The sequence below is a fragment of the Streptomyces sp. NPDC017993 genome, from assembly GCF_044328065.1.
Taxonomy (GTDB): domain Bacteria; phylum Actinomycetota; class Actinomycetes; order Streptomycetales; family Streptomycetaceae; genus Streptomyces.
Genome location: NZ_JBIRGO010000006.1, coordinates 362,457 through 381,603, shown reverse-complemented (window position 1 = coordinate 381,603; position 19,147 = coordinate 362,457). Strand labels below are relative to the sequence as shown.

The 19,147-nt window shown below is 70.9% G+C and carries 19 protein-coding genes and 1 pseudogene; 12 read left to right on the top strand and 8 right to left on the bottom strand.

Annotated elements, in window-relative coordinates; translation table 11 throughout:
• Positions 1–36: 36 nt before the first annotated feature.
• The 4 genes from ACH4FH_RS13730 to ACH4FH_RS13715 form a co-directional block, all read right to left on the bottom strand.
• Complete coding sequence (locus ACH4FH_RS13730; protein WP_398555988.1) at positions 37–1,242, bottom strand: cytochrome P450; 1,206 nt, start codon at positions 1,240–1,242, stop codon at positions 37–39.
• 288 nt (positions 1,243–1,530) lie between these two features.
• Positions 1,531–2,820 carry an ATP-binding protein gene (locus tag ACH4FH_RS13725; protein ID WP_398555987.1) on the bottom strand — a complete coding sequence of 430 codons (1,290 nt, stop codon included), beginning with the start codon at positions 2,818–2,820 and terminating at the stop codon, positions 1,531–1,533.
• 282 nt (positions 2,821–3,102) lie between these two features.
• Positions 3,103–3,480: a hypothetical protein gene (locus ACH4FH_RS13720; RefSeq protein ID WP_398555986.1), complete on the bottom strand. Its 378-nt coding sequence runs from the start codon at positions 3,478–3,480 to the stop codon at positions 3,103–3,105.
• Positions 3,481–3,501: 21 nt separating this feature from the next.
• Complete coding sequence (locus tag ACH4FH_RS13715; RefSeq protein WP_398555985.1) at positions 3,502–3,663, bottom strand: hypothetical protein; 162 nt, start codon at positions 3,661–3,663, stop codon at positions 3,502–3,504.
• Between the two features lie 529 nt (positions 3,664–4,192).
• Between ACH4FH_RS13715 and ACH4FH_RS13710 the strand changes: the two genes are divergently transcribed.
• From ACH4FH_RS13710 to ACH4FH_RS13685, 6 genes are all read left to right on the top strand, one after another.
• Positions 4,193–4,981, top strand: a complete 789-nt coding sequence (locus tag ACH4FH_RS13710; RefSeq protein ID WP_398555984.1) for a SigB/SigF/SigG family RNA polymerase sigma factor — start codon at positions 4,193–4,195, stop codon at positions 4,979–4,981.
• A gap of 663 nt (positions 4,982–5,644) precedes the next feature.
• On the top strand, positions 5,645–6,202 hold the full coding sequence (locus ACH4FH_RS13705; protein WP_398555983.1) for a hemerythrin domain-containing protein: 558 nt from the start codon (positions 5,645–5,647) through the stop codon (positions 6,200–6,202).
• Positions 6,203–6,268: 66 nt separating this feature from the next.
• On the top strand, positions 6,269–6,697 hold the full coding sequence (locus tag ACH4FH_RS13700; protein ID WP_398555982.1) for a pyridoxamine 5'-phosphate oxidase family protein: 429 nt from the start codon (positions 6,269–6,271) through the stop codon (positions 6,695–6,697).
• Positions 6,698–7,024: 327 nt separating this feature from the next.
• Entirely contained in the window at positions 7,025–7,546 is a 522-nt protein-coding gene (locus ACH4FH_RS13695) for a SigE family RNA polymerase sigma factor (RefSeq protein ID WP_398555981.1), read from the top strand.
• Positions 7,546–8,262: a hypothetical protein gene (locus tag ACH4FH_RS13690; RefSeq protein ID WP_398555980.1), complete on the top strand. Its 717-nt coding sequence runs from the start codon at positions 7,546–7,548 to the stop codon at positions 8,260–8,262. The genes ACH4FH_RS13695 and ACH4FH_RS13690 overlap by 1 nt, the downstream gene beginning before the upstream one ends.
• A 78-nt stretch (positions 8,263–8,340) precedes the next feature.
• Positions 8,341–9,186, top strand: coding sequence for a pectate lyase (locus ACH4FH_RS13685; RefSeq protein ID WP_398555979.1), 846 nt, complete (start codon positions 8,341–8,343; stop codon positions 9,184–9,186).
• A 79-nt stretch (positions 9,187–9,265) separates the two neighbouring features.
• On the opposite strand, the gene ACH4FH_RS13680 is transcribed toward ACH4FH_RS13685, so the two are convergent.
• Positions 9,266–10,414: a right-handed parallel beta-helix repeat-containing protein gene (locus ACH4FH_RS13680; RefSeq protein ID WP_398555978.1), complete on the bottom strand. Its 1,149-nt coding sequence runs from the start codon at positions 10,412–10,414 to the stop codon at positions 9,266–9,268.
• Between the two features lie 260 nt (positions 10,415–10,674).
• Here ACH4FH_RS13680 and ACH4FH_RS13675 point away from each other — a divergent pair, with 260 nt between their 5' ends.
• Positions 10,675–11,385, top strand: a complete 711-nt coding sequence (locus tag ACH4FH_RS13675) for an endo-1,4-beta-glucanase (protein WP_398555977.1) — start codon at positions 10,675–10,677, stop codon at positions 11,383–11,385.
• Between the two features lie 209 nt (positions 11,386–11,594).
• Positions 11,595–12,182, top strand: a complete 588-nt coding sequence (locus ACH4FH_RS13670) for a response regulator transcription factor (RefSeq protein WP_398555976.1) — start codon at positions 11,595–11,597, stop codon at positions 12,180–12,182.
• A 147-nt stretch (positions 12,183–12,329) separates the two neighbouring features.
• Here ACH4FH_RS13670 and ACH4FH_RS13665 read toward each other — a convergent pair whose 3' ends face one another.
• The gene (locus tag ACH4FH_RS13665; protein ID WP_398555975.1) at positions 12,330–13,070 is read right to left on the bottom strand and encodes an NIPSNAP family protein; all 741 of its coding nucleotides are present in this window, start codon (positions 13,068–13,070) and stop codon (positions 12,330–12,332) included.
• A 126-nt stretch (positions 13,071–13,196) separates the two neighbouring features.
• Here ACH4FH_RS13665 and ACH4FH_RS13660 point away from each other — a divergent pair, with 126 nt between their 5' ends.
• The 4 genes and pseudogenes from ACH4FH_RS13660 (at position 13,197) to ACH4FH_RS13645 (ending at position 15,484) form a co-directional block, all read left to right on the top strand.
• The gene (locus ACH4FH_RS13660) at positions 13,197–14,174 is read left to right on the top strand and encodes a helix-turn-helix transcriptional regulator (RefSeq protein ID WP_398555974.1); all 978 of its coding nucleotides are present in this window, start codon (positions 13,197–13,199) and stop codon (positions 14,172–14,174) included.
• A 268-nt stretch (positions 14,175–14,442) separates the two neighbouring features.
• A pseudogene (locus ACH4FH_RS13655) lies at positions 14,443–14,592 on the top strand (alpha/beta hydrolase); the annotation flags it as partial.
• Between the two features lie 203 nt (positions 14,593–14,795).
• On the top strand, positions 14,796–15,098 hold the full coding sequence (locus tag ACH4FH_RS13650; protein WP_398555973.1) for an ArsR/SmtB family transcription factor: 303 nt from the start codon (positions 14,796–14,798) through the stop codon (positions 15,096–15,098).
• A complete protein-coding gene (locus tag ACH4FH_RS13645) occupies positions 15,095–15,484 on the top strand; it encodes a VOC family protein (RefSeq protein ID WP_398555972.1) in 390 nt (129 codons plus the stop codon). The genes ACH4FH_RS13650 and ACH4FH_RS13645 overlap by 4 nt, the downstream gene beginning before the upstream one ends.
• 97 nt (positions 15,485–15,581) lie before the next feature.
• On the opposite strand, the gene ACH4FH_RS13640 is transcribed toward ACH4FH_RS13645, so the two are convergent.
• Together ACH4FH_RS13640 and ACH4FH_RS13635 are read right to left on the bottom strand one after the other, a co-directional pair.
• Complete coding sequence (locus ACH4FH_RS13640; protein WP_398555971.1) at positions 15,582–17,366, bottom strand: ATP-binding cassette domain-containing protein; 1,785 nt, start codon at positions 17,364–17,366, stop codon at positions 15,582–15,584.
• Positions 17,363–19,135: an ABC transporter ATP-binding protein gene (locus tag ACH4FH_RS13635; protein WP_398555970.1), complete on the bottom strand. Its 1,773-nt coding sequence runs from the start codon at positions 19,133–19,135 to the stop codon at positions 17,363–17,365. Before ACH4FH_RS13635 ends, ACH4FH_RS13640 begins: the two co-directional genes overlap by 4 nt.
• Positions 19,136–19,147 lie beyond the last annotated feature (12 nt).

The window sequence follows — 19,147 nt, the reverse complement described above, 5'->3', positions numbered from 1 at the left end:
GCGCGCCGGGTCGGGCGGGGCCGCAGCGCGCCGGAACTACGCGCTCGGCTTCGTCCAGCGGATGGGAAGCTGCTCCGGGCCACGGATGAGCATGCCGGTGCGCCAGTTCAGGGCGTTCGGATCGGCGTCCATGGCGAGGTCCGGGCAGCGGTCCAGCAGAGCGCGGAGGGCGATACGGGCCTCCAGACGGGCCAGCGGGGCGCCGAGGCAGAAGTGGATGCCATGGCCGAAGGCGACATGGCCGCGGGTCTCGCGGGTGATGTCGAAGTCGTCGGCGGCATCGAAGCGTTCGGGGTCGCGGGACGCGGAGGCGAGCACGACCAGCACCGGTTGCCGGGCGGGAATCAGCGTGCCATCGATCTCGACAGGTTCGGAGGTGAAGCGCCAGGTCGAGGTCTCCACCGGACCGTCGTAGCGGAGCATCTCCTCCACGGCGTTGTCGAGGAGCGAGGGATCGGCCCGGAGCGCGGCCAGCTGGGCGGGGTGGCTGAGCAGCGCACGGACGCCGTTGGCCAGCAGGCTGACGGTCGTCTCGTGGCCGGCGACCAGCAGCAGGAACGCCATGCCGACCAGCTCGTCGCGGGACAGCTGGTCACCGTCCTCGTCGCTGGTGCGGATCAGGGCGCTGAGCAGGTCCTCGCCCGGCTCCTGGCGCTTGTCCTCGATGAGGCCGATGAGGTAGGCGGTCATCGCCTCGGTGGCCGCCTGGGTCGCTTCCGGTGCGGTCGGTGCGACGAGCTCGTTCGACCAGGCCCGGAAGTCTTCCCGGTCGATGTCCGGGACGCCGATGAGTTCGCAGATGACGGTCATCGGCAGGGGGAAGGCGAGCGCCTCGACGAGGTCGGCGCGGCCGTCGGGGACGGCGAGCATCGCGTCGAGCAGCTCGTCGGTGATCTGCTGCACCCGCGGGCGCAGGGCCTCGACGCGGCGGGAGGTGAACTCCCTGGCCACCAGCTTCCGCAGCCGCGTGTGGTGGGGCGGGTCGGAGTCCAGCATGTGGGTGAACAGCGGCGACTCCTGGGCAGCGGCGTCGTAAAGCCCGGAGGTGCGAAAGTCCTTCGTCAGACGGGGATCGGTGAGCGCGGACCGGACCGCTTCGTAGCCGACGACCAGCCACATGTCCTGGACCTCGGGAACCCGCGCACGGTGTACGGGCCCTTGGGCACGCAACTTGGCGTAGTACGGATAGGGGTCCGAGGTGAAGTCCGTACCGTATGCGCCCAGGTCGACGATCTCCGACATGCGCTGCCCCCGCTTCTCTCGATGACACGTCCCCCTGGACGCTGCACGTCACGCTACGTGCGGGGGCCGGAGCCGGCATCGCCCCGGCGGAGGAGTCGCCAAGGGTTGTGTCCTCCGTCCGTAGTGCGCCCGATGTCCTCCGCAGGGCGGGCGTCGGGCCCGTGGGCGGGTGTACCGGCGGCCGCTTCGGCATGGCCAACTGCGCTGTGAGGGAGAGACGTTCGGGTGCTCGGTTCGGGGGCGCCCCGCGGCTGTTGTCCCAAGTTTTTGCCGCAGGGCGCCCGTCCTTCAGCAGCGGGCGTGGGCGGTGATGTCCGCGTCGAATTCGTCGATCATCGCGGGCGTGACCGTCGGCCGGCACCGGGCGATGGCGGCGAGATAGTCCTCGGTGCCGGCGCCGAGGCGGCCCGTTGCGCCCGCGCCCAGGCCGATCGACTCCAGATCGCGCTCGAACGACGCCTGGGCCGCGATCCGGGCCGCGTGCTCGATGTCGGCAGGCGTGAACAGCTCCGTCGCCGCCACCAGCGCCGCCACGTCCACCTCGGCACGGCCGTCCGTGTACCGCGACCAGATCGCCGACCGGGCGGCCGCGTCCGGCGTGCCGATCGGGATCAGATAGTCGAAGCGTCCGGGACGCAGAAACGCCGGGTCGAGCGAGCGGATGGAGTTGGTCGCGCACACCAGCAGGCGCTCGTCCCGCTCGCGGAACCCGGGTATGAGCTTGAGGAGTTCATTGGTCACGCCGTGCAGGCCCCCTGGCTGCGCGGGCTCGCTGCGTACCGGCGCGATCTCCTCGACCTCGTCGATGAAGACCAGGACCCGCTCCAGCTCCGCGATGCGCGCGAACGCGGTGCGCAGCGCGGCCGCGAGGTTGCCCTCGTCGGCCAGCCGGGACGGCAGCAGCTCCACGAAGGGCCAGCCGAGCTTGGAGGCGATACCCCGGGCGAAGGTGGTCTTGCCGGTGCCCGGGGGACCGAAGAGGGCGATGGCGCGAGGCGGCCGCACGCCGTGCCGGGCCGCTCGCTCCGGCTCTGCCAGGGGCAGCACGACACGCCGCTCGATCAGGTCTTTCTCCGACTCCATGCCCGCCACCTTGGCCCACAGGTCGGTGGGCAGGAAGCGGCCGCCCAGATCGTCCAGAAGGCTCGCCGACGGGCCGTGGTGCGGTTCGACCTTCTCGAAGTAGGCCACGGCGGGCTGCCGGGTGTAGCCGGCGTTGAGCAGGCCCTCCCCGAGCAGGTCCTCCTCGGGAAGCACATAGGCGATACGGCTCACCCGGGCGGCGATCAGCCGCCGTTCCAGCTCCACCAGCAACGCACTCGCCAAGCCCCGGCCGCGCCAGGCGGAGGAGATCGCGATCCGCATCACCCAGCCTCGCTCACCGGCCACGCAGGCCAGCGCCGTTCCGATGGGCACTCCCTGGTGGACGGCCACCACCGCGGGCTGCCGGGAGGTCAGGGCGCTGATGCATTCGGCCAGCGAGAAGACCGATTCCTGCCCGAGCTCGGCCGTGGAGTCGATCAGGTGGACCACTTCGGCGAGATCGTTCTCGCGGTAGTCGTGGATGAGCCAGTTCACCGGTACCGCCCCTCGTTGGTGATGTTGCAGCGAGGCTAGGGGCGGGGGGTGAGGGGGTCCTGCTCCGCGATGAACAATCCGGGCCGACGAACCCTACGTTCCGTATGTAGCCAGGGACGGCAGGAGGCGGGATGTGCATGTGGCCGGACGCGGGTTGCGGTGATCGCTTGGGGCAATGAGACCCCGGCCGGGATTCCCGGCCGGGGTCTCAGTGGGTGTAAAGCCCCCGCGCCCGCTCTGCGCGGTAGGTGCGGTGCCGGGGCGGTGGGGCCACGGGTGGCGTCACGGGTTGCGCTTGGGGTTCTGCGGGTCCACCCCTGTGTGGGCCTCGGCGTCCTTGCGCCCGCTGGGCCGCCGGGACGGGCCCTTCTCACCGGTGTCCCGCATGCCCTTCTCGCTCTCCTTGGCGGCGATCTGCTCACCGCTGCGCGACGTGCTCTTGACCTCGCTGGCCGACGGAACCTTGTCCTCCTCCGCGGTCTCCCTGCGGGGCGGACTGTCGGGGGCGTGGCGCTGAGGGTCGAAGGACCGTTCCGCGCTCGGGTTCTTCTGCTGCTTCGTCTCGTCGACGTCGGGTGACCAACCGTGCTGGTCGGAACCCTTGTGCCTGCTGGGGCCTTCGCCCATCTTCGGCTGCGAGGACTTCTTGTGCTTCGTCACTGTGGCTCCCTCGGTTTCGCGTCACCGATGGGCGGCGCTGGACCGTTTCCGGCGTTTGGTTTCTGTCGGGCGTGTGCGCTCCTGAGGCTGGTCGGCGGCGGGCGGCTTGTCGTTCTCACCGGGCACGAAGTGCCGTGAGTCACCGAGAGTCAGCAGCCGTTTGACCTGGTCAGGCAATTTCATGCGTCGCCTCCTTGCCGCGTCGGCGGCTCCACGGCTCCATGATCGGGGCCCGTCGGGTGGTACGCATCCGGGCCGGGTCACTCGTGCGGACCCGGAAGCGTCGCGCTGACCCGGAAACGAGGGCCACTCCTCCAGCGTCGGCGGTGGGGGTGGGATGTGGCAAATGCCCGGACGTTCCGAGGGGTGGCAGGGCGAGCGTCCCGTGCGGGCCTGTGCGCGCAACGGGTGTGGTCGGTTACGTACGGTCACGGCCGCTCGTCCGGCCCGATCCCGTCGCGGGGAGCGCGCTGAACCGCGGCATTCGGCTGACGGCTCGCACCTGGCCGGGTCGGATCGCGGCCGCCGGGAGCTACCGGCGCGGTGCCGATCTCGTAGGCCGGCCCCGCGACTGCCCGCGCCACCCAGCCCTGTCGCGGGCGCGGGACGACTGTCGCAGAGTGGAGTGGACGGAACGGGAAGGCCAGGCGGCCTGCAGCGCCGCCCGGACGCGATGCGATACGGGGCAACCGATCGGAAGGCGTGAGTTCGGATGACTTCCCTTGCCAGGCCCAATCGGTATCCGCAGAAGGACCCGGATACCGGTGCCGCGTTTGCCGAGCTGAGGACGTTGCCGGACGGCCCCCGCCGGCAGGAACTGCGGGAGGAGATCGTCCGCGCCTGGCTGCCGATGGCTCACCGGCTCGCCCGGCGCTACCACGGCCGGGGCGAGAGCGATGACGACCTGCGCCAGGTCGCTGCCGTCGGCCTGCTGAAGGCCGTCGACCGGTTCGACCCGGAGACGGGCACGCCGTTCGGTGCCTTCGCGGTGCCCACCATCATCGGTGAGATCAAACGCCACTTCCGTGACGCCATGTGGGCTGTACACGTCCCCCGGCGCGCCCAGGAGCTGCGGGCGCAGGTGCACCGCGCGCGGGAAGAGCTCGCGGCCAGGCCGGACCGCAAATCGATCACTGTCCAGGACGTGGCCGCGCATACCGGCCTGCCCGTTGAGGACGTGCTGATCGGCCTGGACGCACAGAAGACCTTCACCGCGCTGTCCCTTGAACGTCCAATCAGCGGCGAGGAGAACCACACGCTCAGCGACCGGGTGGGGCAGGAGGATCCGGCTCTCGGGCTGGTGGACGACCGGGAGGCGGCGGCACCGGCACTGCGACTGCTGCCGGAGCGCGAGCGGCGCATCCTGTATCTGCGCTTCTTCATGGGGCTGACGCAGAGCGAGATCGCCGCCCAGATCGGTCTTTCGCAGATGCACGTCTCGCGGCTGCTGCGGCGCTCGTGCGACTACGTACGGGAACAGGCCCTCAGCCCCCAGCCCTGAGTCCGATCCGCCCTGAGCCCGATCCGGCCGAGCTCGATCCGCCCTGAGCTTGAGCCGTCATGAACAGGGCACACGCGCCGGATGAAGCAGTACGAAGCAAAGCGCGGACGGGGGAGCGCGGGCCACTGCCCGGAGCCCCTCGGCCAGAGCCCCCGCGGGGGCGCCGGCTCCTTCACCTCCCATCGCCCTCATTCGAGAATCTTCGACACTCTGGAGACAAACGTGCGCCCGAACCCCCTCGCCACCGGTCGGCTCGGATCAGTCGGCCCCGCCACAGCCCGCTCCCGTCCGGTCATGCCGCCTCCGCAGACAGGCACGTCGCGGGCGGAGCGGGACCCGAAGCCGCCGCCGGGGAGCGATCCGCCCGGCCGGCCGGTGCCCGACCCGCCGCCACCCGGGCCCCTCGATCCCGTCCATCCCGAACCCGTACCGCCGCCGGAGCCCGGTCGCGACCCCGACCCGGAGCGGCCTGAGCCGGCCCCGGCACCGGCAGGGGGCCGGCCGGCCACCGTCGTCCCGCCGCGGCTCGCCCCGTCGGCCGACGCCGGGCATCCGGCGGAATCCGTACGACGACTCGTTATCCGCCCTGGGTGAAGGGAACGCGTCCCTTGGCGCTCCGGGCCGTCCGGGCAGGCGCACGCGTCACCAGGAGGCGTATTTCTCATGGGGCATGGCGGAGACGTCATCGAGGAACTCACCACTGACCACCGTGAGGTGGACAGGCTCTTCGAGCAGTTCGCGCAGGCTCCTTCGGGCAGCGCGGATCGCAAGTCGCTCCTCGACGCGCTGACCATCGAGCTGGTGCGGCACTCCGTCGCCGAGGAGCAGCATCTCTACCCGGCCGTCCGCGAGCACGTACAGGGAGGTGATGCCCTCGCGGACAAGGAGATCGACGATCACGCTCGGGTCGAGCAACGGCTGAAGGATCTGGAGGGCCTCGAGGCGGACGACAGCGACTTCGACCGGCTCGTCGCCAAGGTACGGACGGAAGTCATGGCTCATGTCGAGGACGAGGAACGCAACCTGTTCGTCCAACTCCGCGAGTCCTGCCACCCGTACGTCCTGGAGAGTCTCGGCAACAAGGTCCGCGATGCGAAGAAGACCGCCCCCACGCGTCCGCATCCCGCCGCCCCCAGCACGCCGCCTGCCAACAAGCTGCTGGCCCCCGGGGTCGGTCTTGTCGACCGGGCTCGTGACTATGTCACCGGCCGCGGACAGTAGGGGAGCAGGCGGCACGTGCCCGACGCACGGAACGGTCCCGGCCCGTCCCGGTGAGAGGAGGTTGGCGTGCAGCGCGACGATCTGACGCGGTTCCTGCGGAGGTACCGGCTCGCCGTCCAGACCTCCGTCACGCCGGAAGGCGCGCCCCAGGCCGCTGTTGTGGGGTTCGCCGTGAGTGACGCACTGGAGATCGTGTTCGACACCGTCGACACGACGCGCAAGTACCGCAACCTGCGGGTCGATCCGCGGATCGCGCTCGTCATCGGATGGGACGACGCGATCACGGCACAGATCGAGGGTGTCGCCGACTTCCCTGAAGGCCGTGAACTCCAGCGCCTCCAGGAGTGCTACTTCGATGCCTATCCGGATGGCCGCGACCGATTGGCGTGGCCCGGCATCACCCACGTGCGCGTGCGGCCGCACTGGGTGCGGTACAGCGACTTCACCCAGGAGCCGCCGCGCATCGTCGAGTGTGCGGCCGATCAGCTGACCTGAACGGCGCGCAGCCCGGGGAACGCACGACCGCGGCTCAGGTCTTCGCTCGGTCCCTTGCTCGGCGCGACCGCTCAGGACGCCTCGCGGCTGAGGCTGCCCCCGCCGTCGCTCTCATTCGCCTACTGGCCCACACAGCGAACGCGAGGAAGCCGAGCGCCCCGTTGGCCCGCATCATCGCGGGCGGCGTCGGCAACCATGCCGCGGCCACCGAATGCTTTCTCTCCGTCAGAACCCGCCCGCCGTCGCCTCATCGTCCGCTGCTATTCTCCCTCTCTCCTGGTAACAAGCCTGGGCATGGGCGCGTCATGATGAGAGGCTTGAGCGGACATGGTCGTCAATGACGTATCCGCTGAATTCCACGAGTTCTTCGAGCGGCACCACGCCGAACTCGCCCGCTTCGCCCATCTGTTGACCGGCGAGGCGGAGTCCGCGGACGACCTCGCCGCGGATGCGCTCGTCGCGTTATGGCAGCGCTGGGACCGGGTACGAAGCGCCGACCACCGGGTCGCCTACGCACGCGGCGTGGTGGCGAACATGGCGCGCAGCCGTGTGCGCAGTGCCGTACGGGAACGTCGTCGGATCGCCCTGTTCTGGGCGCCGCGGAGCGACCGCACCGAGGGCCCCGACGTCGCGGCGGTCGTGGACGTACGACAGGCCCTGCGCAGGCTGCCGGACCGCAAGCGCGCGTGCGTCGTTCTGCGGCACGCGCTCGATCTCACGGAGAAGGAGACCGCGCTCGCGCTGGGCATCTCCGTCGGTACGGTGAAGAGCCAGACCTCCAAGGGCATGGCGGAACTGGAAAGGATCCTGGGCGCACGTGCCGGGGAACTCGTCGGGGGCGGGAACTGATGGACGATCTGGGCGGGCAGCTGCGCGCGGCGGCCGAGGAACACGAACCCGATCGGGCGCGGATGCTGGCGCGCGTGGAGAGCGGGATGGAGCGCTCCGCCCGGACCGGGCGGCGGCCTCCACGAGGCGTCACCGCGGGCTGGCCACGAGTCGCCATGGCAACGGGAGCCGCAGCGCTGCTGCTGGTCGGCGGCTACGCCGTGGCCACGTCCCTCCATCACGGCGAGCAGGACCACCGGGTGCCCGCCGGCCCTGCCTCCCCGCGTCCGTCGGCCGCTTCCCCGCCGGCCGCCCCGCACCCCGAAGACGGCCCGCTCCGGTCCGAGGGCGCCCTCGACCCGGGGAGCAACCGCTACTGGACCCAGAGCGAGGTCACCCTCGATGTCCGCAAGCCCTTGACCGCCCTCACGGTCGAACTGCGCATCGTCCGGACCGGGGGCGTGCTGAGCACCGGGAACTGGCGGACCCGCCCGGCAGAGGACTTCAGCGTGTCCGTGAGCCGGCAGCGGGACGCACTGGTCTACCGCTGGATTCTCAAGGACGGCAGAACGGTCCCGGCGGGACGGCATGTGTTCGCCGGACAGTACAACCACGCGGAAGGCGGCCGGTCCGCCGAGTACGACACGTATACGGCTCGTGGGCGCGCGGGAGGGCAGAACCTCACCGTCCGTGGGGACTTCGCCCCAGGGCGCGCCGACCACGGACCGGCACGGTAGGGCGGCGTGGCAACCCCCTGCTCCCCGACGGCAGCTCAAGGGCGCAAGCCCAGTCCCCCCACAACGGAGGAACCACCGATGACCACCCGAGCTCAACGACGCAGGATCCACAGGCGCCGTGTGCAGCGCCGGCGCACCCTGGCCGGGTTGGTCGCCGCACTGGGCATGACCGGAGCCGCCCTCACCACCAGCGTGCTGCTGGCACCCGCCGGTGCGGCCGGCTCATGGCCGTCGCCCAGCGGCGGCAAGGCGGTCACCGAGACGATAGAGGTGTCCGGCACCTTTGACGGCGGTCTCAAGCGCTACCGCGCCGGCGGCGAGCTGGGCGACGGCGGCCAGGGCGACGGCCGCGACGCCGTCTTCACGCTCAAGGACGGCGCTGAGCTCACGAACGTCGTGCTGAGCCCTTCCGGGGCTGATGGCGTCCACTGCCTGGGCAGTTGCACCCTGCGGAACGTGTGGTGGGAGGACGTCGGCGAGGAGGCCGCCACGTTCGAGGGGACGTCGGCGGATGCCGTGTACACGGTGACCGGGGGCGGCGCGCGGCATGCGGCCGACACCGTCTTTCAGTTCAACGGCATGGGCAAGCTGAAGCTGAGCGGATTCCAGGCCGTCGACTTCGGCAAGCTGGTCGGCTCGTGCGCCAACTGCCGTACGCAGTACCGCCGGTCCGTCATCGTGCACGACGTCGACCTCACCGCTCCGGGCAAGGAGATAGCCGCGATCAACGTCAACTACGGCGACATCGCGGAGCTGCGCGACATCCGACTCCACGGGGACAGCGGTGGCATCGAGCCCAGTACCGGCATCGAGCCCTGCGTGCGCTACCTGGGCAACAACACCGGGGCGGAGCCGGCCAGGACCGGTAGTGGCCCCGATGGGATCAACTGCCGTTATGCGCCCGGGAACGTCAGCAGCGACTGAACGCGGGGAGGGGACGAGGAGCCGGCTTCCTGCGGTGCTGTGCCGCAGGAAGCCGGCTCGTCACGGGCCCTGACCCGCGTCAGTCCATGGTGGATCCGATCCCGCCGCCGCTCACCCTGAGGAAGTCGGTCGCGGGCAGGGAGCCGTCCGTCTTACGGGCACCCTGGGCCGAGGCCGCCCCGGACTCGTTCACAGCGGGGATGGGAATGCCCGGGTCCCAGTTGTTGCGCGCGGAGACGGTGGAGCCGCCGAGCTTCGCCTCGGCCGCTCCACCGACGGCCAGATTCGCGGCGAGCCGGGCCCGTCCGGTCGCGAAGTAGAAGCCGGTATCCGCGTTCCGGTAAGCGGTGTTTCGGTTGACCGCGATGGCACCGGTGTTGCTGTTCTCGGTGAAGCCGTGCGACGCGTTGTCCCAGGTCGCGTTGTTGTTCACCAGATGCGCGGCCGTCGCTCCGCCGCCGCCGAGCTTGAAGCCGTTGCCGTTGCCCTCGAACGCCGGGTCGCTCCAGCGGTTCTTGCCGTTGCCGTACGCCCAGGAGTGCTCGACGGTGACCGCGCTGGCCCACTGCCACAGATCCATGCCGTCGTCGGCGTTGTGGAACAGCCGCGCCCCGGTGACCTTGTTGCCGCTGCCGGAGCCGAACTTGACCGCGAGACCATCGGCGTTCTGCCCGTGGTGTGCCGGGTCGTAATTGCCGTAGGAGTCCAGGTTCGCGATGAGGTTGTCGTTGCAGTTCTCGCCGCGCAGGGTGAATCCGGAGTCGCCGTTGTCGTTGGTGGTGAGATTTCTGAAGATTCCGCCCGACGACGAGGTGACGACCACGCCGTGTGCGGGCGAGCGCTGGAACTGCATGCCCGAGACCGTCCAGTAGTCGCCTTGGATCGCCGCGAGCCAGGAGCCGGCCGGCAGCTTCGATCCGTCAATCTTCACTTTCTCGGACCCGTACGGGCTGAGGGTGATCCGGCTCGACGCGGTGCCGTCGGCCGAGGACTTGAGCGTATCGGCCGGGTAATACGTGCCGCCCCGCACCTGGATGACCGTACCGGCCCGGGCGTCGCGGACCGCGCTCTCCAGGGCTGCCGTACTGGACACCACCACGGTGGCGGAGGAGGCGCGGGCGTCGTGGGACGGCAGCGCCAGATAGCCGGCGACGCCTAAAGCGGCCGCGGTCGTGCCGGCGAGCGAAAGCGTACGAGTGCGCCGATGGCGTCCTGCGGTGCTGCTCACAGCGGATGGTTCCCTTCCACGGGGCGCGAGCGGACCGTGCGTCCGGCTCGCTGACACCCACTGGTCGCCGCCGCGCGCCGAAAGGTTGCCCTCTGCCTCCACCGGCGGAGTCACGGAACGGATCACCGGCACACGGTGATCCCGACGGCAACCTTTGGGGCGTCCGCGGCGACTGAGTGGCATAACCTCCCTCACGCGAAATGTCGTTGCCCATGTCACGCCTCGGACGCCACCGGCTCGCCGGCAGACGTTTCTCCGCCGTGACGGTCACACTCGCCGCTCTCGCCGGACTGAGCCTCTATGCCGTCGACGTGTCATCGCAACGGGCCCGTGCCGCCAGTGGCTGTGGGGCCTACGAGTCCATCGGCATGGGCAAATACTGGCTCAACAACAACACCTGGGGAGCCGACAACGGCGGCGGCTCGAGCTGCATTTGGGACAACTATCGGTCTTGCAGCACCATCGGCTGGGGCACCGCCTATGAGTGGTCGGGCGGGCACACCGCTGTGAAGTCCTACGCCGGCAGCGTCCTTGGCCGGCACTGGGGCTGGAAGTCGCAGGAGACCGGGCTGCCGGTCAGGATTTCCGCGAGAACCCCGGTGCGGTCGAAGTGGGAGTACCAGGTCACCGAGTCGCAGGACAGCGTGTACAACGTCGCCTACGACCTGTGGCTGCACGACAAGGCCGACGCGGACTGGCAGAGCGACCCCCGGCACGAGGTCATGATCTGGCTGGCCAGAGACGGCGGTGCGGCACCGCTGGGCACCCGGAGAGAGACCGTGCAGGTCGACGGCGCCGCCTGGGACCTGCATGTCGGCGACATCGGCTGGAACGTCTACTCCTTCGTGCGGGTGCGGGGCACCACGTCGGCGGATCTCGATCTGAACGACTTCCTGCAGGCGCTCGCCCGCCGCGGGCTGGTCGCCGGCTCGCCTTCCTCTGCCGGGGGCCGCCCTCCGTATCCACCCTGATTGCGCCGGCTCGCCGGCGGGCTGCCCCCTCGGTGCGGTGCGGGCGGCGCGTCGCCCGAGCGTCCCTCGGCTTGGTAGGCGCGCAATAGGAATTTGTGCGCTCCGGCGTGCGCCCCAATGGCCGAAAAGCGAAGACCGCGTTTCGTTCGAACCGGGTACTAATGGACGTGCTCGGTGCAAGGTTCGAAACTTCAGGAACAGGGGCGAACGTGATCCGGGTTTTATTCGTGCACGACACCTGGCTGATGCGCTCCGCGCTCACCGCGTTACTGAGCGACGAGGAGGACATCGAGGTCGCCGCGGCCCCCTGGAACAAAGCGCCCGGCCGTGCGCGGGCGTTCCGTCCGCAGGTCTGCATCGTCGACGGCGACGCACCCGGCACCGCGGAGTCCCCGAACGGGCCCGGGGGGCCGGGATGCGCGCTGCTGGTTTTGGCCACGGCGTGCCGGCCAGGAGTGCTGCGCCGCGCCGTGGCCGCCCGTGCCCTGGGCATCGTGGACAAGGACACCCCTCCGGTGCGCCTGCTCCGTGCGATACGGCTGGTGGCTGCCGGGCAGCGCTATGTCGACAGCTCGCTCGCGGTGGACTTTCTGCAAGCCACCGAAATGCCGCTGACGGAACGCGAGTTGTCAGTGCTGACGCTCGCCGCCGGCGGCGCTTCGGTCCCCGAAATCGCTCGTGAGCTGCATCTGAGCAACGGCACGGTCCGCAACTACATGGCCGCGATCAACCGCAAGACCGGAGCCCGCAACAGGGTCGACGCCATCCGCATCTCCCAGGGGGCGGGCTGGCTCTAGGACGCGGGTCGAAAGCGTTCCGGGGCGGTTGTCGGACCGCTCCGCTACGTTGCGGTACCTGAGCAGTGGAGAAAGCGGAAGCGTTCGGGGAACGGTCACGGTGACCGTTCCCCGAACAGCGCCACGAAGAGGGTGAGGCACGACGGGTCAGGAGAGGACTGAGCGGCCTGTAGGCGCCAGCCGCAGTATCCGGGGGGCCGCTGTCTGTTCTCGCTCGATGCCCGGCAGGAGCTCGTCCCGCGCGAGGGGATGGGCCTGTACATCGGCGAGGTGCTGTCGGTAAGTGCTCTCGTCGGGGTAAGAGGTGAAGACCGCGGCGACGTTCTCCCTGCTGCGGACGGGCAGCCTGGGGAATGTGTTGTGTGCTGTCTCGGTGGTGAGGGCGGCGAGCGGTGCGGGCCCTGTCGTGTGCAGGACGGGAAGGAGCCCGTCCCGGAAAAGTGCGACGCCGTCGGGTCGTCCGGGAGGGAAGGACCACACGGTGGCGGACACGAATCGGTCCGGTGCGGGAGCGCCGACCCGGGGACGCTCGGACGGGGAGAGGGCGAAGCCGTCCTCTTCCGGCAGGGGGCGCAGCAGCAGGACGTCGTCGGAGTCGATCATGGTGGCGTTGGCCTGGGGGCCGTGCTTGGCCCAGACGGGGCCGTCGTAGAAGGCTGTCAGCGCGCGGTGTCGTGCTGCCATGTCCCGGAACCCGCGCAGCCAGACGAAGCGGTCCGGGGCGTCGAGGTCTCGGAACTGGCCGAGCACGAACATCCCGGCCTCTTCCTGGGTTTCGACGAACTCCTGGTCGAACAGCTCGATGAGTTCCTCGCGTCGGCCGGGACGCAGCGTGTACTGGCGAAGCTCGATCACGGCGGGGCGGCCGACAGGATCGGTAGGCGTCACGGCATGCTCCTGTTCAGTTCTCTTCCGGGCATGAGTTCCCCGCTCGTTCGGTCGGAGCTGGGCGTGGACTGACGGTAGGACAGCCGTGTGTCAGGGGCTGTCAGGGTTTCCGGGGAGAATGCGCCCATGTCTGCTGGTCGATTGCTGTCGGTACTGCTGTTGCTGCAATCCCGTGGGCGGATGTCCGCGCGGGGAATCGCCGACGAGCTGGGAGTGTCCGTGCGGACCGCATACCGTGACCTGGCGCGTCTGCAGGCCACCGGGGTCCCGGTCTATGCGGAGCCGGGCCGCGGAGGCGGTTACCAGCTGCTCGACGGCTATCGCACCCGCCTGACCGGGATGAGCCAGGGCGAGGCACGGGCGCTGTTCTTCGCCGGGCTGCCCGGCCCCGCCGCCGATCTGGGGCTCGCGGCGGAGGTGATGGCAGCACGGCTGAAGCTGCTGGCCGCGCTGCCGGCGGAACTGCGTGAGGAGGCGGCGCGGACCGCGGCGGTGTTCCACCTGGACGCTCCGGCTTGGTACCGGGAGCCTGAACAGACGCCGTATCTCCCCCTGTTCGTCGACGCCGTGCTCACCCGGCGTGCGGTGGACGTCCTCTACCGCCGTTGGCGCGCGCCGCAAGAGGTGCGTCGCCGTCTCCGCCCCTATGGCCTGGTACTCAAGTCCGGAATCTGGTATCTCGTGGCCGCTGCGGAGAGTCGGATCGCGACCTACCGGGTCACCCAAGTCCTCGACACGGTGCTGAGCGACGAGCGGTTCGATCGGCCGCAGGACTTCGACCTGGGCGCGTACTGGACCTCCTATCTCGACGATTTCCAGGCACGCCGCTTCACCGGCTCGGCCACCATCCGCTTGTCCCCACAGGGACGCCGACGCCTGCCGGACAATCTTCCTCCGGAGGTGGTGCGGGCCGTCGACTCCACCGCGACCGCCGTCGGCGACGACGGATGGGTCGAGGCGGTCATTCCGACGGAGAGCACCGAGCACGCCTGCGGTGAGCTGCTGCGGCTCGGTATCGACGTCGAGGTCGTCGCGCCGACCGACCTGCGGCAGGCCATGGCCGCCACCGTGGGCGTACTCGCCCGTGCCTACGGACGCCACTGACGTCAGGACGCGCGTCGTGACTGTCGCGGTGACCGGGATCGCCGGCTCGGGAAACGAAGTGCGGCACACCACGATGCGGGCATTCGATCGAGGGGCGCGCAGTGAAAGGCGGACGGCCCACGCTCCGGCAACATCAACTGAGACGACGCCGCAGAAGCGCACCTGAGAGGCAACGTCACCTGAGACGACGACCCGATTCCGTCTCGCAGGCTCTTGCATCCGCCCAGTTGTCGCGACGTCGGGCACAAGCAAGAGCGAGGACGGCCTCGATGTCGTCCTGGTGGGCCACAGCTACTCCGGCATCCCGGTCGGCCTGGCCGTTGAACGGATCGGTGACCGGCCGGCCCGCGTGGTCTTCGTCGATTCCACCGGCCCGGCCGACGGGGATGCCTTCGCCTCCGGCTGGTGGCAGGGGCGGGAGATGCCGATGTTCTCCCCGCCGCGTGAGCTGGTGCGGATCCTCCTCGACGCGGCCGGGAGATGACCGCGGCTCTTGGCGTCGGCAAGCTTGCCGCCTACCGCGACGCCGCCCGCGGACCTGCGCCTGCCGACGGCGGGCCGACTCGGTACGCGGCGCGCCTCGACTTGATAGGCAAGTGAGTAGTTGCCTATCCTGCGATGGTGGCCGACGACCTTTTCAAAGCCTTGGCCGACCCCACTCGCCGCACCATCCTCGACGAGCTTGTGGAGAAGTCCGGACAGACACTGTTCGAGATCTGCTCGCGACTGAGCATGAAGCACCAGCTCGGGATCTCGCGCCAGGGGGTCTCCCAGCACCTCGCCGTGCTGGAGGCCGCCGGGCTCGTCGAGACCAGGCGGGAGGGCCGCTACAAGTTCCACGACCTGAACACGGCCCCGCTGCGGCAGATAGCCGAGCGATGGCTCGTGCCCGAATCATCCGGACCGGAGGAGAACACCCCATGAAGATCCATCTGACCAGCGTCTTCGTCGACGACCAGGCCAAGGCCCTGCGCTTCTACACCGAGATCCTCGGCTTCGTGAAGAAGTACGACGTCCCGGTGGGCGAGAAGGACCGGTGGCTGACCGTCGTCTCGCCCGACGAGCCCGGCGGCACCGAACTCCTCCTGGAGCCCGCCGGCCACCCGGCCGTCAAGACCTACCGCGACACGCTCGTAGAGGACGGCATCCCGCTCGCCCAGTTCGCCGTCGACGACGTGAAGGCGGAGTACGAGCGCCTGCGCGGGCTCGGCGTCACCTTCACCCAGGAGCCCCTGGAGATGGGCCCGGTCACCACCGCCGTCTTCGACGACACCTGCGGCAACCTGATCCAGATCGCGACACAGCCGTAATAGGCGGGTCGGCCGCGTGCGGGGTTCGGCCGTGGCGGCTGGACCCACGCAAGTCGAGACCCCACAAGATCACTTACGGGGCGCGGCCTGGTCGCTCTCAGAGGCGTTCCGCGTGCCAACGCCCGACCAGGTCACGGTAGAGCGCCGAGCGGCTGAGCAACTCGTCGTGAGTGCCGCAGGCGGCGTGGACGCCGTCGAGGACCAAAATGCGGTCCGCCCGCCGGGCCGAACTGATCCGGTGCGCCACGACGATCACCGTCCCCGGCCGCTCCGCGAAGGCCAGCTCCGCCCGTGCCTCGGCCGCCGGATCGAGGTGGCAGGTCGCCTCGTCCAGCAGCACCAGCGGTGCGGGGGAGAGGTGGGCCCGGCCCAGCGCGATGAGCTGACGCTCGCCCTGCGACAAGGACGCGGGATCGATCTGCGCGTCGAAACCGCCCAGGCGGTGCAGCAACGGACCGAGCCCGACCGCCTCCGCCGACGCCTCCAGGGCCGCCGCGGGCGCCCCCGCCGTGCACAGGTAGAGCAGGTTCTCGCGCACGCTGCCGGTGAAGACGTACGCCTCCTGCGGGATGAGCACCCGCAGCAGCGCGGGATCGTCGGCGCTCGGGACGCGCGCCGGCCCTCCCTGGACCAGCACCTCGCCGTGCGCGGGTTCGAGGAGGCCGGCCACCAGCCCGGTCAGGGTGGATTTGCCGATACCGCTCGGGCCCACGACGACCAGGTGCTCGCCCGGTTCGACCGTGAGATCGAGGTCGCGCAACACGGGCTGGGCCGTGGAACCGTAGGTGAACGTCACCGCACGCAGCTCCACCCGGGAGCCACCCTGGCGGGCCCGGGCGGGCGGAGACGAGGGCGCAGCGCTTGGGTTGAGGCTCGCGGCAGGCGGTGTGGAGGGGCGCTGCGTGCCCGGCCCGCTCGGCTCCTCCGGCCCGGCCGTGAGTCGGTCGAGCACCACGAGCAGCCTGGTGCCGGCCGCCCCGAGCGCGTTCATCAAGGTGTGCAGAGCCGGCAGGAGGGACTGGGTCAGGTAGGTCAAGGCTCCCAACAGGGCGCCTGCCGTGACCTGTTGACGCAACAGCCAGGGGGCGGCGACCAACAGGAGCAGGACCGGTAGATGCCCCGCCACGCCCAGCGACAGCGAGCGCGCGGCCGCCCACCGGGCGAGGGAACGCGCTGCCCGTGCCTCGCTCTCGATCACGGCGTGCGCCCGTGCGGCCGTCAGCTCCTGCGCGCCGCAGGCCACCACGTCCCGCAGTCCGGTCGCGATCGCCCCGACCTGCGTCGACACCGCCTCGTCGGCGTGCAGGAAGGCGCGTTGGCGGCCGGCCATGGGACGGAGCGTCGCAAGGAAGAGCAGCAGGCCCACGATCAGCGGCGGCAGTACGAGCAGCAACAGCTGCGGTGCCAGCGACGCGAGCCCCAGCAACGCGCCGACGGCGGTGAACACGAAGGAGCGCGCGACCAGCACCAGCCCGGCGAAGCTGTCCCGGGCGATCTCGGTCTGGTTCGTCAACCGGGAGACCACGGCACTGTCGGCCGCGCGCGCCGGCTCCGACACGGCCTGCGTCAGCGCCCTCCCCACCACCCGGCGCACCAGACCGTCCCGGAGCGGCTCGACGAGGTCGGCCAGCCCGCGGAAGACCCCGCCGCCGGCCAGCCCGCCCACCACCACGGCCAGCGCTGCCACGCCCAGCCACACCAGCCCGGTACCGGTGCGGCCGGCCAGGAAGCCGTGGTCCAGTGCCATGGCGATGCCGTAGCCGCCGAGGAAGGTGTGCGCCGACTCCAGGAGCGACCAGCCGGCCAGGGTGAGCAGTACCCGTTTGCGGCGGCCCAGGAAGCGCAGTGCCTGCGGCAGCAGCCGCTCGCGTGTGCTCGTCACGGGGCCGCCGTCGCGTCGTCACCGGAATGGGCGAACACCGCCCGGTAGGCGGCGTCCTCCCACAGTCGGTCGTGCGGGCCGACGGCACGTATCCGGCCGTTGTCCACCCACGCGACCAGATCGGCGCGGGCGGCGGAGGAGACCCGGTGGGCGATCAGCAGTCGGGTGCCCGGCTGTACGTCGTGCACCAGCGCGCGGCCGACGTGCAGTTCGGTGACGCTGTCCAGGCTGGAGGTCGCGTCGTCGAGGACCAGTAGTCGGCCGGCATGGGCGAACGCCCTCGCCAGACCCAGGCGTTGACGCTCACCGCCCGACAACGGGGCGTCGCGGAGCGGCGCGGACCACACCTTGGGCAGCAGCCGCACGAAGGTGTCGGCGCCGGCCGCACGCGCCGCGGCCTCGATCTCCCCGGCGGGCGGGCGGTACGGCCCGAAGGCGACCGCGGCCTCGACGGTGTCACCGAGCAGCGTCGGGCGCTCGAAGGCGTACCCGACCTCCCGGCGCAGCGCCGCCGGGTCCACCTCGGTCAGCGGCACCCCGTCCAGCAGGACCTCGCCGACGTCGGGATCGGCCAGCCGGCCGGCCACGGCGCCGAGCAGCGACTTGCCCGCTCCGGACCGCCCGACGACAGCCATGGTGGTGCCCCCCGGCACGACCAGGTCGATGTCGCGCAGCACGGTGGCGCCCCCGCGCACCACGGTGACCGCACGCAGCTCCAGCCGTCCGGGGCCACCGTCCGGCAGCGGGCGGCTGCCGCTGCGCATCGGTGCCACCGCGAGCAGCTCGGCCGCCCGACGGGCCGCGGCGCGGCTGCGCAGCAGGGAGTTGAGCTGTCCGATCACACCACCGAGGCCGGCCGCGAGGACCGCGTAGCGGGAAGCCGCCAGCAGCTCTCCGACGGACAGGCCGCCGTGCGCCAGCCGCACTCCGCCGACGGCGAGCACGGCGGTCGTCAGCAGCGGCACCAGGATGCTGCTGCTGACCACGGCGCGGCCGTACACGTGCCACATCTGCCGTCCCTGCGCGCCCAGTTCGGGCAGCGGGGTGAGGACGCGGGCACGCTCACGGTCCACAGTGCCGGCGGCGGCCACGGTGCGGGCGCCCCCCAGCGCTTCGACGAGCCGGGTGGCGATGTCCGCTTGAACCCGCTGATAGCGCGAGACGCTGTCGGATGAGCCACGGGCGAACACACGCAGCAGGCGGGCCAGAAGGGGTACCCCGGCGATGAACACGGCGGCCAGCCAGAGGTCGGTGAGCGCAAGGGCCAGCAGACCGCCCACCGGGGTGAGGACGGCGGCGAGGCCGGTGGCCGCCGTCGTCGGTGCGGCACCCGCTTCGGCGGCGTTGCCGGTCAGCCGGGTGACGAGATCGCCGGGTGAGAAGCGGTCGGCAGCGCGGTGCGGGGCCAGCGCCAGCAGATGATCGACACCGCGGCGGCGCAGCCACGCGGTGCTACGGGCGGTGGTGACGCCCCCGGTCCACGCCACCAGCGTGTCCAGCAGCACCTCGGCGGCGAGCAGCATCGCGCACAGGGCTACCGCGTGGGGGAGGGCCGCCGAGTGTTCCAGCGCCAGATCGAGCGTGTGCCCGAGTACGGCGGGCAGGGCGACGGCCGCCGCGGCGGAGCCCGTACTGAAGAGACAGACGGCCGCGGTTCGGCCCGCGCTGTGTCGGAGGGCGCCGGCCAGCAGACGGCGGGCACCGGTGTCCGGTGCGCCGTGCGGGGCGGTGGGCCGCCGGGGCGCGGCGGGCCCGGAGGTGGGGGCCATGCGGTGCGGACC

What these genes read in the sequence shown, in the direction of transcription:
- ACH4FH_RS13730 (WP_398555988.1), bottom strand. Translation starts at nt 1,242, where the DNA reads ATGTCGGAGATCGTCGACCTGGGCGCATACGGTACGGACTTCACCTCG.
- ACH4FH_RS13715 (WP_398555985.1), bottom strand. Translation starts at nt 3,663, where the DNA reads ATGAAATTGCCTGACCAGGTCAAACGGCTGCTGACTCTCGGTGACTCA.
- ACH4FH_RS13710 (WP_398555984.1), top strand. Translation starts at nt 4,193, where the DNA reads ATGACTTCCCTTGCCAGGCCCAATCGGTATCCGCAGAAGGACCCGGAT.
- ACH4FH_RS13705 (WP_398555983.1), top strand. Translation starts at nt 5,645, where the DNA reads ATGGGGCATGGCGGAGACGTCATCGAGGAACTCACCACTGACCACCGT.
- ACH4FH_RS13695 (WP_398555981.1), top strand. Translation starts at nt 7,025, where the DNA reads ATGGTCGTCAATGACGTATCCGCTGAATTCCACGAGTTCTTCGAGCGG.
- ACH4FH_RS13690 (WP_398555980.1), top strand. Translation starts at nt 7,546, where the DNA reads ATGGACGATCTGGGCGGGCAGCTGCGCGCGGCGGCCGAGGAACACGAA.
- ACH4FH_RS13685 (WP_398555979.1), top strand. Translation starts at nt 8,341, where the DNA reads ATGACCACCCGAGCTCAACGACGCAGGATCCACAGGCGCCGTGTGCAG.
- ACH4FH_RS13660 (WP_398555974.1), top strand. Translation starts at nt 13,197, where the DNA reads ATGTCTGCTGGTCGATTGCTGTCGGTACTGCTGTTGCTGCAATCCCGT.
- ACH4FH_RS13645 (WP_398555972.1), top strand. Translation starts at nt 15,095, where the DNA reads ATGAAGATCCATCTGACCAGCGTCTTCGTCGACGACCAGGCCAAGGCC.
- ACH4FH_RS13635 (WP_398555970.1), bottom strand. Translation starts at nt 19,135, where the DNA reads ATGGCCCCCACCTCCGGGCCCGCCGCGCCCCGGCGGCCCACCGCCCCG.